The sequence below is a fragment of the Streptomyces sp. CA-210063 genome, from assembly GCF_024612015.1.
Taxonomy (GTDB): domain Bacteria; phylum Actinomycetota; class Actinomycetes; order Streptomycetales; family Streptomycetaceae; genus Streptomyces.
This window is the reverse complement of the sequence record NZ_CP102512.1, coordinates 8,482,564-8,496,596: the sequence shown is the minus strand read 5'-3', so window position 1 is coordinate 8,496,596 and position 14,033 is coordinate 8,482,564. Positions and strand designations below refer to the sequence as shown.

11 protein-coding genes are annotated in these 14,033 nt (G+C 72.3%); 3 read left to right on the top strand and 8 right to left on the bottom strand.

Going from position 1 to position 14,033, the window contains the following annotated elements; translation table 11 throughout:
- The 8 genes from JIX56_RS37130 to JIX56_RS37095 all read right to left on the bottom strand — a co-directional run bounded on the left by JIX56_RS37130 (window position 1) and on the right by JIX56_RS37095 (window position 10,124).
- Window positions 1-1,389, bottom strand: coding sequence for an aldehyde dehydrogenase family protein (locus tag JIX56_RS37130; protein ID WP_257547202.1), 1,389 nt, complete (start codon window positions 1,387-1,389; stop codon window positions 1-3).
- A gap of 139 nt (window positions 1,390-1,528) precedes the next feature.
- Window positions 1,529-1,942, bottom strand: a complete 414-nt coding sequence (locus JIX56_RS37125) for a DUF3574 domain-containing protein (RefSeq protein WP_257551324.1) — start codon at window positions 1,940-1,942, stop codon at window positions 1,529-1,531.
- Between the two features lie 319 nt (window positions 1,943-2,261).
- Window positions 2,262-3,188, bottom strand: coding sequence for a class F sortase (locus JIX56_RS37120; protein ID WP_306819901.1), 927 nt, complete (start codon window positions 3,186-3,188; stop codon window positions 2,262-2,264).
- Between the two features lie 58 nt (window positions 3,189-3,246).
- Window positions 3,247-3,849: a hypothetical protein gene (locus JIX56_RS37115; RefSeq protein ID WP_257547200.1), complete on the bottom strand. Its 603-nt coding sequence runs from the start codon at window positions 3,847-3,849 to the stop codon at window positions 3,247-3,249.
- Window positions 3,850-3,949: 100 nt separating this feature from the next.
- Complete coding sequence (locus JIX56_RS37110) at window positions 3,950-5,245, bottom strand: MFS transporter (protein ID WP_257547198.1); 1,296 nt, start codon at window positions 5,243-5,245, stop codon at window positions 3,950-3,952.
- Between the two features lie 68 nt (window positions 5,246-5,313).
- Window positions 5,314-6,783: a CitMHS family transporter gene (locus JIX56_RS37105; protein WP_257547196.1), complete on the bottom strand. Its 1,470-nt coding sequence runs from the start codon at window positions 6,781-6,783 to the stop codon at window positions 5,314-5,316.
- 121 nt (window positions 6,784-6,904) lie between these two features.
- Window positions 6,905-9,160, bottom strand: coding sequence for a molybdopterin oxidoreductase family protein (locus JIX56_RS37100; RefSeq protein ID WP_257547194.1), 2,256 nt, complete (start codon window positions 9,158-9,160; stop codon window positions 6,905-6,907).
- 346 nt (window positions 9,161-9,506) lie between these two features.
- Window positions 9,507-10,124, bottom strand: a complete 618-nt coding sequence (locus tag JIX56_RS37095; RefSeq protein ID WP_257547192.1) for a TetR/AcrR family transcriptional regulator — start codon at window positions 10,122-10,124, stop codon at window positions 9,507-9,509.
- A gap of 306 nt (window positions 10,125-10,430) precedes the next feature.
- On the opposite strand from JIX56_RS37095, the gene hmgA reads away from it, so the two are divergent.
- The 3 genes from hmgA to JIX56_RS37080 all read left to right on the top strand — a co-directional run bounded on the left by hmgA (window position 10,431) and on the right by JIX56_RS37080 (window position 13,932).
- Window positions 10,431-11,747, top strand: a complete 1,317-nt coding sequence (gene hmgA, locus JIX56_RS37090; protein WP_257547190.1) for a homogentisate 1,2-dioxygenase — start codon at window positions 10,431-10,433, stop codon at window positions 11,745-11,747.
- Between the two features lie 28 nt (window positions 11,748-11,775).
- Complete coding sequence (locus JIX56_RS37085; RefSeq protein WP_257547188.1) at window positions 11,776-12,525, top strand: GntR family transcriptional regulator; 750 nt, start codon at window positions 11,776-11,778, stop codon at window positions 12,523-12,525.
- Between the two features lie 213 nt (window positions 12,526-12,738).
- A complete protein-coding gene (locus JIX56_RS37080; protein WP_257547187.1) occupies window positions 12,739-13,932 on the top strand; it encodes a type ISP restriction/modification enzyme in 1,194 nt (397 codons plus the stop codon).
- The last annotated feature ends 101 nt before the right edge of the window (window positions 13,933-14,033 follow it).

Sequence of the window (14,033 nt, the reverse complement as noted above, 5' to 3'; positions counted from 1 at the left end):
TCAGAACTGAAGGGACTTGGTCTGCAGGTACTCGGTCAGACCGTGGGCGCCGAGTTCGCGGCCCACCCCCGACTGCTTGTAACCGCCGAAGGGGGCCAGCGGGTTGAAGCGGCCGCCGTTGATGTCGACCTGGCCGGTGTCCATGCGGCGGGCGAAGGCCACGGCCTCGGTGTCGTCGCCGGCCCAGACGGCGCCGGCCAGCCCGTAGACCGTGCCGTTGGCGATCCGCAGGGCGTCGTCCTCGTCCTCGTAGCGCAGGATGGACAGGACCGGGCCGAAGATCTCCTCCTGGGCGATGGCCATCTCGGGGGTCACGTCGGCGAAGACGGTGGGGCTGACGAAGTAGCCCTGTTCGCGCGGGGATTCGGGACCACCGGCGATCAGACGGGCGCCCTCGGCGACGCCCTGCTCGATGTAACCCCGCACGCGTGCCTGCTGCTTGGCGTTGACCAGCGGGCCGATGCGGTCGCCGTACTTCGCGGCGGCCGCGGCGGCCAGCTCGACGGCCTCGTCGTACTGGGAGGTGTGGACGAGCATGCGGGTCCAGGCGCTGCACGTCTGGCCGGAGTTGGACATGACGTTGGCGACGCCGACGCCGACCGCCTTGGTCAGGTCGGCGCTCGGGAGGATCACGTTGGCGGACTTGCCGCCGAGTTCCAGGGCGACCTTCTTGATGGCGGCCCCCGCCGTCGCGGCGATGCGGCGGCCCACCGCCGTGGAGCCGGTGAAGGAGACCAGGTCGACGCCGTCGTGCTCGGCGAGCGCCTGCCCGGCGACCGGGCCGAGGCCGGTGACCAGGTTGAACACCCCGGCGGGCACGCCCGCCTCGTGGACGGCCTCGGCGAACAGCTGGGCGGTCAGCGGGGTGTCCTCGGCGGGCTTCAGGACGACGGTGCAGCCCGCGGCGAGGGCCGGGGCGACCTTGGCGACGATCTGGTGGAGCGGGTAGTTCCAGGGGGTGATCGCGCCGACGACGCCGATGGGCTCGTGATGGACGGTCGAGTTGCCGACCTTCTCCTCGAAGGGGTGCTTCGCGGCCAGCTCGGCGTACGAACCGGCGACCGCGACCGGCAGGTCCGCGTGCACCCTCTGGGAGAACGGCAGCGGTGAGCCGAGCTCCGCCGTCACCGTCTCGGCGATCTCCTCCCGGCGCGCGGCGAGCACGTCGCGCAGCGCGCCGATGATCGCGCCCCGCTCGGCGGGCGAGGTCGCGGCCCAGCCGGGGAGGGCCGCGCGAGCGGCCCGAACGGCGGCGTCGACGTCCTCGGCCGTGCCCGCCGGGACCCGGTCGATCACCTGCTCGTCGGCCGGGTTCACGACCTCGATCGTGTCGGTGCCGGCGGCGGGCCGCCAGCTACCGCCGATGTACATGCCGTCGTGTGCCTTCATCGCGCTGCCTCCCGGGCGGAGCCGTGTCGTCCGCACCAAAAACTAGCCCTGATAGTTTTCCGGCACCAGGGCCTCGGACAGTGAGGCAGGACTCGTCACCGCCCCGCCCGTCGACGGCCGGGGCGAAGCGGCCCCGGCCTCAGAAGTCCACCAGCGTCCGGTCGTCGACCCGCGCCACCGCCTCCTGCGCGAACTGCTTCCGGTAGTCGCCGCGGATCTCCTCGATCTTCCGGTCGTATCCGCCGGCCGCCGCCGCCGGATACAGCAGGATCAGCTCGTACGACCGCTCCTTCTCGATGGTCCCGCTCGCACCCCGCCACTGCCCGCGCCCCTCCTGCACGGTCAGCCCGCCCGGAAACCCCGGCGTGACCTCGCGGTCGACGAAGTCCGTGAACTGCTCCTCGGTGACGGCCGGACCGCCGTCGGGCCGCTCGGTCCCGAAGAAGAGCCGTGTCTCGATGTACGGCGTGCCGCGCGCCGGGGCGACCACGGAACCGGTGGTGGCGTCCTCGGTGAACGCGGCGTACGCGGTCGGGGCGCCGACGGCGAGCAGACAGGCGGCCGCCGCGAGGGCGACGCGGGTGCGGGTGACTCGGCGGGGGTTGGTGGGCGTGGAGCGACGGGTGCGGGTGGAGTGACGGGCGCGGGTGCGGGTGGAGTGACGGGTGCGGGTGGAGTGACGGGTGCGGGTGGAGTGACGGGTGCGGGTGGAGTGCGAGGTCATGCCTCCACCTCTAACGGGATCACCGGCTCCGGAGCCGTCAGCCGCGCTGGGGCCGGGCCGTGCGTGCGCCCGTACGCCCCCGGTGCTCACCGAGGCGCACATCCCGCGCCCCGCACGCCCGTTCACGTCGTGCGCGCGGGTCAGCGGGTCAGCGGGTCGCGGTGAGGTGGGCGAAGACGACGACGTTGCTCGCGTACCCCTTCCGCCGGTCGTACGTCCCACCGCAGGTGATCAGGCGAAGCTCCGGGCGGCCGCGCCGGCCGTACACCTCCTTGTTGGGGAAGCGGGCCTTCTCGTACGTCCTCACGGCGTCCACGGTGTACACGGCGGTGCGGCCGTCGTCCCGCCGGACCTCCACGATGCGGCCGGGCTTGATCATCTCCAGCGCGGCGAAGACGGCGGGACCCGTCCGGGTGTCCCGGTGGCCGACGACGACCGCGGTGCCGGGCCCGCCGGGCGCGGGCCCCTCCGAGTACCAGCCGACCAGCTTGGGCTTGTCGTCCGGAGGCGCGGGAAGCCGCCCGTCGCTGTCGAGGCGGAGGTCCATGACCGGGGCTTTGATGCCGAGGTAGCGGATGGTGAGGGTCTTCGCCCGGGAGGGCGGGAGGGTACGGGGCTGGGCGGGCCGCTTCGGCTTGGTCGGCCGGGTGGGGGTGGGCTTCACGGGTTCGGCGCGCCTGGCGGGGCTGGTGGGATTGGCGGGTGTCGGCCCGGTGGGGGCGGCGGGCGCCGGGCGCGCGGGCTCGGCGGGTGTCCGCCTCGTCGACGCGGCGGGCGCCGGTCTCGTGGGCTCGGCGGATGCGGGCGGCGCGGGCTCTACGGGCTCCGGGCTCACGCGCTCGGCCTGCTGAACCCCCTCCGCCCGCTCGGCCCGCTCGTCGGGTGTCGTCCTCGGGGAGGCGGCGCGGGAGGGCGTGCCGGGGGGCGGGGGTGTGGAGTACTGGGGCGCCGGGGCGCGCGGTGCCCCCGCACCGCGCGCCCCGGTGTCGGCCCAGGCGGTGCGGGCCTCGGCGGGGTCGGCACGCTCGCCGTCCTGCGCCCAGTGGACGCCGCCCACCACCAGCGCGGTGGTCATCACGACCGTCCGCGTCAGGCGGTAGGCGCGCGTCCGGTACCACGGCCTCGGCCGCCGTCTACGCCGCGCCATCGGCGCGACGCCGGCGCAGCCGCAGATAGGTCACTCCGCCGACCGCGGCGAGGCCCACGGCGGCCGCGCCGGCGACCGGCGAGAAGTCCTGCGTCATGGCGAGACCGCCGCCGCCGGCCGGGGGGCCGCCGTTGGGTGCGACGAGCGGGCACTCGACCGTGAGGTTTCTGCGCCCCTCCTCGACGGGCCCGCCGACGGTCCTCCAGGTCAGCACGTACCGCCCGTTGGGGAGCCGCACCGCGTCCTCGGGCGCCACGGGCGTGCTGTGCCCGCTGCCGTCGGCTTCGAGTGTGATCTCGCCCGTGGCGATGGGGTCGGTCTCCGGGACGGGAGGCTGCCTGTCGATCGTCCAGCTGACGCGCTGCGGCGGGGTGAAGTTGAAGGCGGTGAGGTAGAAGTCGCAGACCAGCGGCTGGTTGCGCTGGTTGTCGAACGGGAAGCCCACCTTGTGGATCACGACGTCGGGGTCGCCCGGTGCGGCGACGGCGGCCGGTGCCGTGATCAGGCTGGCTCCCGTGACGGTGAGTGCCGCGAGGAGGGCGGCACTCGCGCGCACTCCGGCGGGGCGCGGGCGGGACGAGGTGGACATGCGGAACCTCCGAGTCAGACGATTTTCACACAAATCGCTCTTTCGCCTGACTCTCTGTCACATCACACCCTGGGTGGGGGGAGCCGCGCCCGACGACCCGTCAGATATCCCTCTTCCGGCCCAGGGAAGCACCGGGCCGCGAGCCCTTCCGTTCCGCTTCCCCTTCCCCCTCCCCCTCCCCCTCCCCCTCCTCTTCCTCCTCCTTCTCCGACGTGCCGCTCCCCTGCCCCGGCTCCGCCGGCGAGCGCAGCGCGATGCCCGATGACACCAGCAGCAGCGCGCCGAGCATCACGAACGGCGCGGCCACGCCCGCGACTCCGGCGATCAGGCCCGCCGCGGCGGGCGCCCCGGCCTGCCCCAGCCGGTTTCCCGTCAGCCGCAGAGCGAGGGCGGTGGAACGGGCGTCGTCCGGCGCGGCCTGCACCACCGTCGTCATGGACAGCGGCTGCCCGACACCGAGGCAGAACCCGAGGGCGGCGAGGATCAGGGCCAATGCCCACACCGGTACCGGCAGCGCGATCCCGGCGCACAGCACGGCCCCCAGCACACAGGTCACGGTGAGCAGCGCGGTGCGGCCGAGCAGTCGCAGCATGGGTGTCATCACCAGGCGGCACGCGATGGTCGCCGCCGCGCGCAGACTCAGCAGGACGCCGATCACCGAGGGCGCGATGCCCCGGTGCTCGCCGACCACCGGCAGATACGCGGTGAGGATGTCGGTGGCCGACAGCACGGCGAGGCTGATGAAGATGCCGCCCGGCACTCCACGGGTGCGCAGGATGCGGTGCACGGGCACGCGCTTGCCCTGTGCCGTACGGGACTTGGGCTCGATGGGACGCTCTATCCGCCACAGCGAGGTGAACGCGACCGCCGCCCCCGCGCCCGCCACCACCAGTGCCAGGGCGCTCGTACGGGTCATGTCCGGGCCGCCGATCAGGACGCCTGCGGCGATCGGGCCGACCAGTTGGCCGAGGGAGGCGCCGATGGTGAAGTGGCCGAAGTTGCGGTCGTGTTCGTGGGGTGCGGACTGGCGGGCGACCAGGGACTGGGCGCCGATGACGAAGCAGAGATGGCCCAGGCCCATCACGCCGCTCCAGACGGCCATCGCCACCAGCGAGTTCGCCAGGCCGCTCATGACGCAGCCGCCGGATATGAGGACGACGCCCACGGGCAGCAGGGGCGCGCACCGGCCCTGGTCGGTCCTGCGGCCGAGCGGGACGGCGGCGAACAGCGGGAGGAGGGCGTAGACCCCCGCGATCACGCCGACCGCCCGCTCGTCGGCGCCCAACGCGAGGGCCCGGTAGGACACGGCGGGCCGGGCCATCGACACCGCCCCCTGCGCGAAGCTGAAGGCGATGACGAGGCGGAGCAGCCAGCCGCGGTTCCTACCGGGCCTCACGATGTGGTTCCTCCTGAAGGAAGTTCACTCCGGTTCGAGGGAGTCGGGTGGGAGTCGGGTTCCATGGATCAGATGATGCCGAACAGGATCCCCGCACCGAGGATGACCAGCGAAGTGGCGGCCGCCCACTTCACCACGAACTTCGTGTGGTCGCCGAACTCGACCTTCGCCATACCCACCAGGACGTACACGGCCGGCACCAGCGGGCTCGACATGTGCAGCGGCTGACCGACGAGGGAGGCGCGGGCGATCTCCAGCGGCGAGACACCGTGGGCGGCGCCGGCCTCGGCGAGGACCGGCAGGACGCCGAAGTAGAAGCCGTCGTTGGACATGAAGTAGGTGAGCGGCAGGCTCAGGAAGCCGGTGACGAGGGCCATGTGCGGGCCCATGCCGGACGGGATGCCGTCGACGATCCACTTGGCCATCGAGTCGACCATGCCGGTGCCCTGGAGGACGCCGGTGAAGACGGCGGCGGCGAAGACCATGCCGGAGACGTTGAGGACGTTGTCGGCGTGGGCGGCCAACCGGGCCTTCTGGTCGGGGATGTTCGGGAAGTTCACCGTCAGGGCGAGCGCGGCGCCGAGGATGAACAGCACCGGGATCGGCAGCAACTCCATGATCATGGCGGTGAGCAGCGCGACGGTGAGCAGCGCGTTGAACCAGTACAGCTTGGGGCGCAGCGTCGGGCGGTTGGGGTCCAGGCCCTGGAGGCGGACGTCGTCCGCGTCGTCGTCCGCGGAATCGTCGGCGTCGGCGCCGGAACCCGCACCACCGGTGGTCTTCGTCGTACGGCCCTTGTCGTCACCGGAGCCGGCGGCGGCAGAGGACGAGGCGCCCGCGCCGACAAGGACGGTTTCCCCGGTCTCGGACTTCTCCTCGTCCTTGACGATCTTCTCCTGCTCCAGCACCTCGTCGAGGCTGAGCACACCGAGGCGCTTGCGCTCCCGCAGGCCGAGGCCGTAGGCGAGGATGAACACGAAGAGCAGGCCGACGAGGAGCGCCGGGATCATCGGGACGAAGATGTCGCCGGCGTCGAGCTTGAGCGCGGTGGCGGCGCGGGCGGTCGGACCGCCCCAGGGCAGCGTGTTCATCACGCCGTTGGCGGTGGCGGCGACACCGGTCATCACGACCAGGCTCATCTTCAGGCGCTTGTACAGCGGGTACATCGCCGAGACCGTGATCATGAAGGTGGTCGAGCCGTCGCCGTCCAGCGAGACGATCGCGGCGAGCAGGGCCGTGCCGACGACGATGCGCAGCGGGTCGGCCTTGCAGAACTTCAGGATGCCCCGGACGATCGGGTCGAAGAGACCGACGTCGATCATGAGGCCGAAGTAGACGATGGCGAACATCAGCATCGCGGCGGTGGGCGCGAGGTTGCCCACCCCCTCGATGACGTAGTCGCCGAGATGGGCTCCTTTTCCGACGAACACACAGAAAAGTGCCGGGATCAGCACGAGCGCCGCGATCGGCGACATCTTCTTCATCATGATCAGGACCAGGAAGGTCGCGATCATGGCGAAGCCGAGGATGGTCAGCATGTGGATACCTAACGTTCGCCCTTGAACTCCCACCAGGGCACCGGCGGTGCGACGACGTTAGGGCGGCCCGACAAGTCTTAACAAGACGTTGACATGCGAGCAATAAGCGCAGAACTCCAGGTCACAGCGTTGCGCCTGCTCGGGCTAGTTCGACGGGGACGCCGTTGAGGACCGCGTTGCCCGAAAGGGGGTCGAGCAGCGAGCCGTCGAGGAGCTGGTTGACGTTCACCCCGGGGTCGATCGCGGCGTGGCTCATCCGGGTGCCGGGACGGTCGTGTCCCCAGCCGTGCGGAAGGCTCACGACACCGCGCCGTACGACATCGGTGACCTCGGCGGGAGCGGTGACCTCTCCCCCGGCGCCCTTGATCCGTACGGCGTCCCCGTCGGCGAGTCCGAGGCGTTCGGCGTCGTCGGGGTGGATGTGCAGGGTGCAGCGGTTGGTGCCGCCGGTGAGGGCGGGGATGTTGTGCAGCCAACTGTTGTTGGAACGCAGATGCCGGCGGCCGATGAGGACGAGGCCGTCCGGGCGTTCCCGCAGGGCGGCGTGGAGCCTCGGCAGATCGTCGACGATCGGCCGCGGCAGCAGTTCGATCCTGCCGCTCACCGTCTTCAGCGGCTGCGGCAGACGCGGCTTCAGCGGTCCGAGGTCGATGCCGTGCGGGTGGGCGAGCAGCTTCTCCAGGGTCAGTCCGTCCGGCCGGGCGCCGAAGCCCTCGCCGTACGGGCCGAGGCGCAGCATCATGTCGAGGCGGCGCTCGGGACCGGTGTCACCGGTGAGCCGGTCCGCGAGTTCGCGCGGGTCGCGGCCGTGGACGGGTGAGTGGGCCTCCTTCACGGCCTTCCCCAGGGTCTGGCCGATGACCAGGTCGTCCACGGCGGACGGGTCGGCGCCGTGCATACCGGTGGCGGCGAGGGTCAGCCGCGCGAGGATCTCCGTCTCGTGCATGCGGCCGTCCTCCAGGGGGACGGCGGCGCGGTTGTAGCGGACCTGGTTGTGTACGGCGAAGGCGTTGAACGCGAAGTCGAAGTGCGGGCTCTGGGAGGGCGGGGGCGGCGGCAGGACGACGTCGGCGTGGCGTGCGGTCTCGCCCAGGTACGGGTCGACGCTGACCATGAAGTCCAGGGAACCGAGCGCCTTGTCGAGGCGGTCGCCGTCGGGCGCGGAGAGCACGGGGTTGGCGGCGACGGCGATGAGCGCGCGGATCGGGCCGCCCTCGGGGGTGGCGGTGTCGATCTCCTCGGCGAGCGACGACAGCGGCAGTTCGCCCTTGGCCTCGGGGTGGCCGCTCACCCGGCTGTGCCAGCGGCCGAGGGCGAAGCCGCGGCCCGGTCCGGCGGGCCGGGGTGTCCTGTCGGTCGCCGCGTGCGGGAACAGGGCGCCGCCGGGACGGTCGAGGTTGCCGGTGAGGATGTTGAGCACGTCGACCAGCCAGCTGGCGAGGGTGCCGTGCGGGACGGTGCAGCTGCCGATGCGGCCGTAGACGGCGGCGGTGGGCGCGGCGGCCAGTTCGCGGGCGAGCGCCCGGATGACGCCGGCGTCCACGTCACAGGCCCCGGCGACGGCCTCGGGCGTGAACTCCCTTACGGCCGCCGTGAGTTCGTCGACCCCCTGCACATGCGGGGCGAGATCCCCGAGGTCGACCAGGTCCTCCTCGAAGAGGACGTACGCCATCGCCGCGAGCAGCAGCGCGTCCGTGCCCGGCCGGATCGCGACGTGCCGGTCGGCCAGCTTGGCCGTACGGGTCGTACGCGGGTCGACGACGGTGAGGGTGCCGCCGCGCGCCTTGAGGGCCTTGAGCTTGCCGGGGAAGTCGGGGGCGGTGCACAGACTGCCGTTGGACTCGAGGGGGTTGGCGCCCAGGAGCAGCAGATGGTCGGTGCGGTCGAGGTCGGGTACGGGGATGGCGTGGGCGTCGCCGAAGAGCAGTCCGCTGGAGACGTGCTTGGGCATCTGGTCGACGGTGGAGGCGGTGAACAGACTGCGGGTGCCGAGGCCGGCGAGGAGGACGGGCGGATAGAGGGCGCCGGCCATGGTGTGGACGTTGGGGTTGCCGAGGACAACGCCGACGGCGTTCGGTCCGTGCGCCTCGACGACGGGCCTGAGTCCGGCGGCCACGGCGTCGAAGGCCTCCTCCCAGGTGGCCTCCCGCAGCTCCCCGTCCCTGCGGACCAGCGGGGTGCGCAGTCGGTCGGGGTCCCCGTCGGCGGCCCCGAAGGAGGCGCCCTTAGGGCAGATGAAGCCCTTGCTGAACACATCGTCCCGGTCACCACGGGCCTTGGTCACCCGGGTGCCCTCGATGGTGAGGGTGAGTCCGCAGGTCGCCTCGCAGAGCGGGCAGACGCGCAGGGCGGTGCGGGAGTCGGTGGTGCTGGACACGGGTCCTCCCGGAGGGGGCGGCGACGACGATGGCGCTCGGACTGGGCCGCGCGCGAAGGCACGCGACACCGAAGCCGAGCATACCGACCGGTATGCATCGCGGGGAGGCCCTGCCGGGAGTCTTGTCGGGGAATTCACGGGACCGTCGCCGGGGCCGGCGGCCCCGGCGACGGTCCCGGCATGGGCCTGACGCCAGGCGGCCCGCGCCCCGGCGTCCGACGCCGGCGGGCCGACGCCAGACAGCCCACACCCCGGCGTCCGACGCCAGACAGCCCGCGCCCGGGGCCGGTGTCGGCGGGCCGGCGGGCCGAGGCCGGAAAAGCCGCGCCCCCGGTCCGGTCCGGTGTCAGTCCAGCACACGCGCCAGATACGCCCGCAGCAGCTCCCGCATCTCCTGGATGATCCGCGCGTCGCCCTCCGGCGAGACCCGGAAGGCCAGGTGGACGAGGGTGTCGGCGGTCTCGACGGCGATGAGGAAGGTGCGGCGGAGGTCCTCGTCGGGGGCACGGTCGATGTACGCGGAGAGCAGTTCGGACAGGCGGTCGGCGACGCGGTGGTTGGGTTCCTGGCGGAGGCCGCCGACGGGGATCTGGTTGCCGAAGTCGATGAGCGCGAAGCCGGGGGCGTTGCGCTTCATGTCGAGGTACTCGTCGAGGACGGCGTCCGTCGCGGTGCGCCAGTCCCCGCCGCCCGTCGCCTGGAGGCGGCGGGTGACACTGTCGGTGAAACGGTCCAGATTGCGTTCGGCGAGCGCGTCGGCCATCGCGCGCTTGTTGCCGAAGAAGCGGTAGACGGAGCCGATGGGCACACCCGCGCGCAGCGCCACCGCACGGGTGCTCAGCGCGTCGTACCCCACCTCGTCGAGGAGGTCGGCGCAGGCGTCGAGGATCCTGGTCAGTCGTTCGGCACTGCGCCGCTGCACGGGGGCGCGGCGCAAGGAGGTCGCCTGGGACACGGGCTTCATGATGCCTTTCCGCCGAGGTCCGATGAGCCTTCCGAATATCAGTACGGGCGGTACCGCCGCTCCCGCTCAGCAGTGGACGGGCGAACGGCGAACATCCGCACGTCCACGGCCTGTCGGGAGACTAGAGCACCGCACTGACAAGACGGATCCCCTCCGAATCCGGTTCTCCCCCTCCGCCCGATGCACCCGATCTGTCGACGTCCCACCGGCGTCCGGTTGTCGACCTGTCACCTTGCGCTCCCCTTGCGCCCTCCCCGGCCGAATCCTACGGTGAAGCATAGGAATCAGAATCGCGAAGGAGCGGGCATGGGCGGCGACGCGCGGAAGACGGCCGAGGGGCTGGAGTACCTCTCCGGTTTCGGCAACGAGCACGCCTCGGAGGCGGCCCCGGGCGCGCTGCCGCAGGGCCGCAACTCCCCGCAGCGCGCCCCGCTCGGCCTGTACGCGGAGCAGCTCAGCGGCACCGCCTTCACCGAGCCGAGGGCGCACAACCGCCGCTCCTGGCTCTACCGCGTCCGCCCGTCGGCCGCCCACCCCGCCTTCACCCACGCGGACCACGGCACCCTCCGCACGGCCCCCTTCACCGAGACGGTCCCCGACCCCAACCGCCTCCGCTGGAACCCCCTCCCGGAGCCCCCGGCGGAGACGGACTTCGTACGGGGCCTGTGGACCCTCGGCGGCAACGGCGACGCGGCCCAGCGCACGGGCATGGCCGTGCACCTGTATCACGCCAACTCCTCCATGGACCGCGTCTTCAGCGACGCGGACGGCGAACTCCTGATCGTCCCGGAGCAGGGCGGCCTCCTCCTGCGCACGGAGTTCGGCCTGCTGCACGCGGAGCCCGGTGAGGTCGCCCTGATCCCCCGGGGCGTCCGCTTCCGCGTCGACCTCCTCGACGCCTCCGCCCGCGGCTACGTCTGCGAGAACTACGGCGCCCCCTTCCGCCTCCCCGACCTCGGCCCGATCGGCGCCAACGGCCTGGCGAACCCGCGTGACTTCCGGGCGCCGGTGGCCGCGTACGAGGACGTCGAGGGTCCGGTGGAGGTGGTGAACAAGTTCTGCGGCAACCTCTGGACGGCCACCTACGGCCATTCCCCCCTCGACGTGGTCGCCTGGCACGGCAACTACACGCCGTACGTCTACGACCTGCGCCGCTTCAACGTCATCGGGACGATCTCGTACGACCACCCGGACCCGTCGATCTTCACCGTGCTGACGTCGCCGTCGGACACCCCGGGTCTGGCCGGGGTGGACTTCGTGGTCTTCGCGCCGCGCTGGCTGGTGGGCGAGGACACGTTCCGGCCGCCGTACTTCCACCGGAACGTGATGAGCGAGTACATGGGCCTGATCGAAGGCGCGTACGACGCGAAAGCGGAGGGCTTCGTGCCGGGTGGCGGCTCGCTGCACAACATGATGTCGGCGCACGGCCCGGACCGGGAGACCTTCGACAAGGCGAGCGCGGCGGAACTCAAGCCCCAGCGGGTCGACGACGGGCTCGCCTTCATGTTCGAGACCCGCTGGCCGATCCTCACGACCGCGCAGGCGGCGGGGGCGGAGCACCTGCAACAGGCGTACGACGAGGTGTGGTCCGGGCTCCAGCGCCACTTCAGCCCGTTGCACTGAACACGTTCCGCCGGGTACGGATACCGTCGTGACCTCATTCGCTCCGGATTCGATCGTCCTGAACCGCAAACTGCCGCTCTGGTATCAGGTCTCGCAGTCCCTGCGCGCCTCGATACTGGGCCGGGCGCCCCGGGATCCTCTGCGGCTGCCCACCGAGGAGCAGTTGGCCGGGCACTACGGGGTGAGTGTGCTGACCATGCGGCAGGCGCTGAAGGAGCTGGAGGAGGAGGGGCTGATCACCCGGCACCGCCGGCGCGGCACGTTCATCGAGCCGAGCGCCCAGCGGGGCGCGCCGGTGCGGCTGCTCGGCTCGGTGGACGCGATCGTGGCCCAGCAGTCGGGCATGACGACCGAGCTGCTGGACCAGGGCAGCACCCCTCTGTCGGGTGAACTCGCGGAGTACTTCCCGGACTTGACCGAGGTGGCCACGTACCACCGGCTGCGCGGCGACGAGAGGACGGGCGAGCCCACCAACCACGCCCGCAACTACGTCCGCCCCGAGCTGGCCGAACGCATCGACGGCGGCGACCTGCTCCGCTGGCCGATGACCAAGGTGCTGCGGGACGTGGTGGGTGTGGCCATCGGCCGGATCACGGACACGGTGGAGGCCCGCCTCGCGGACCCGGAGACGGCCCGCCTGCTGCGAGTACCGCTGCTCAGCCCGATCCTGCACTACACGGGCGTGACCTACGACGAGGACGGCCGCGTCCTGGACGTCGCGGTCATCCATTACCGCGGCGACCGCTTCTCCTTCACGGTCAGCCTCGATGCCCACTGACCGGGGGTGCTGCGAGAGTCCCGTGCGGTGCCCGCGGTGTCCGGTGCGTGGCCTCGGCGTGCCGGACGAAGGCCCCTGCAGCGGAGTTACTTGGGTCTTTGGCCGGTACGGCGGTGGAGGCCCCTCCCGCTCGAGCGAAGCCGAGAGTGGGGGAGCGTGCCGGGCGCCGCGGGTGCTGGGCGGGACTCTCGCAGCACCCCCTAGGGTCGTACGATGCCGAGCGTGACGCCCGACGACGTTCCGCTGCTCGCGGACCTCATGCCGTGGTCCGTCGCACCGCCACGGCTCGGCCGGGGGTGGCCGACGGCCCCCGACGCGGCCTCCCTGAAAGCCCGCTGGGACGCCCTGGTGAAGGCCGAGGGCCCGGACCGGGAGGCCCTGTTCGTCCCGACCCGCTCCCGCACGCTCGTCTCGGCGGTGACCCAACTGCCGGGCCAGTCGAGCGGCACCGGCCGGCTGGCCCGCGAGTCGGGCCCCTGCCCCGAGCCGGTACGGGTCCTGGCCGCCCCCTTCGACGAGCAGTGGCTCATCCCCGACCACCGCCTGATCGACTCCGCCCGCCCGGAGCTGTGGCGTGTGGCGGACGAGCACCAGGTGTTCGTCGTCGAGCAGACGGTGGCCCCGGAGTCGTCGGGCCCCGTTCTCCTCGCCTCCCCCGTCCTGCCCCTGCTCCCGCTCCATGGCCCGCGCATCGCCAGGATCCGCCCGCTGTTCCGTCGCCCGGGCGGCCTGGAGCCGAACCTCGCGCCGGGCCTGCCGGAGTACGTCGGCGAACGCCTCGGCACCGCCCCCGCCACCCCGCTGGACCTCCTCGCCTGGGTGCTGGTGGCCGCGCGGCCCGGCCCCCACGGCATCGAGATCCCCCTCCCCACCGACCCCGAAGCCTGGTCGCACGGCGTCGAACTGGGCCGCCGCACCCTCTGGCTCATGCGCCGCGACGGCGACCGCCCCAAACTCCCCGGCGGCCGCCGCCCCTACGTCCGCGCCCCGCTCCCCTCCCGACCCCTGGAACTCCTCTACGACCGCGAGGAGGAAGCCCTCCTCGTCGGCGAGGGCCGCATCTCCCCCGTACCGTCCGAGGCCTGGGACTTCCACGTCGGCGGCGTCCGCGTCCTGGAGGAGTGGTTCACCCGCCGCACGGCCCCGGCGGAGCCGGGCACGCTGGAGGCGGTACGCCCGACGACCTGGCCCCAGCCCTGGACGTCGGAGCTGCTGGAACTGATCACAGTGCTGGCACTCCTCGCGGAACAGCGCCCGAGGCAGGCCGAGTTGACAGTCGAGAACCCGATCACGACGGCGGACCTGCGCAAGGCGGGCGTACTCCCGATCCCGGAAGCCGCCCGCAAACCGGCCTCAGTCCTGGACCACCACGAGGAGGGCCCGGAGGGCCAGTTCACACTGCTGTGAGGAGGAGCGAACTGTTCAAACGCCGGGCCCGGGCGCTTTAGGGGCGCGGGGAACTGCGCGACCGGCCCCCACGGACCCGCAGCCGCCCACCAACCCCCAAA

Excerpts from the sequence above, each read along its gene's own strand:
- JIX56_RS37130 (WP_257547202.1), bottom strand. The coding sequence starts at position 1,389 with ATGAAGGCACACGACGGCATGTACATCGGCGGTAGCTGGCGGCCCGCC.
- JIX56_RS37105 (WP_257547196.1), bottom strand. The coding sequence starts at position 6,783 with ATGCTGACCATCCTCGGCTTCGCCATGATCGCGACCTTCCTGGTCCTG.
- JIX56_RS37080 (WP_257547187.1), top strand. The coding sequence starts at position 12,739 with ATGCCGAGCGTGACGCCCGACGACGTTCCGCTGCTCGCGGACCTCATG.
- JIX56_RS37115 (WP_257547200.1), bottom strand. The coding sequence starts at position 3,849 with ATGTCCACCTCGTCCCGCCCGCGCCCCGCCGGAGTGCGCGCGAGTGCC.
- JIX56_RS37120 (WP_306819901.1), bottom strand. The coding sequence starts at position 3,188 with ATGACCACCGCGCTGGTGGTGGGCGGCGTCCACTGGGCGCAGGACGGC.
- hmgA (WP_257547190.1), top strand. The coding sequence starts at position 10,431 with ATGGGCGGCGACGCGCGGAAGACGGCCGAGGGGCTGGAGTACCTCTCC.
- JIX56_RS37095 (WP_257547192.1), bottom strand. The coding sequence starts at position 10,124 with ATGAAGCCCGTGTCCCAGGCGACCTCCTTGCGCCGCGCCCCCGTGCAG.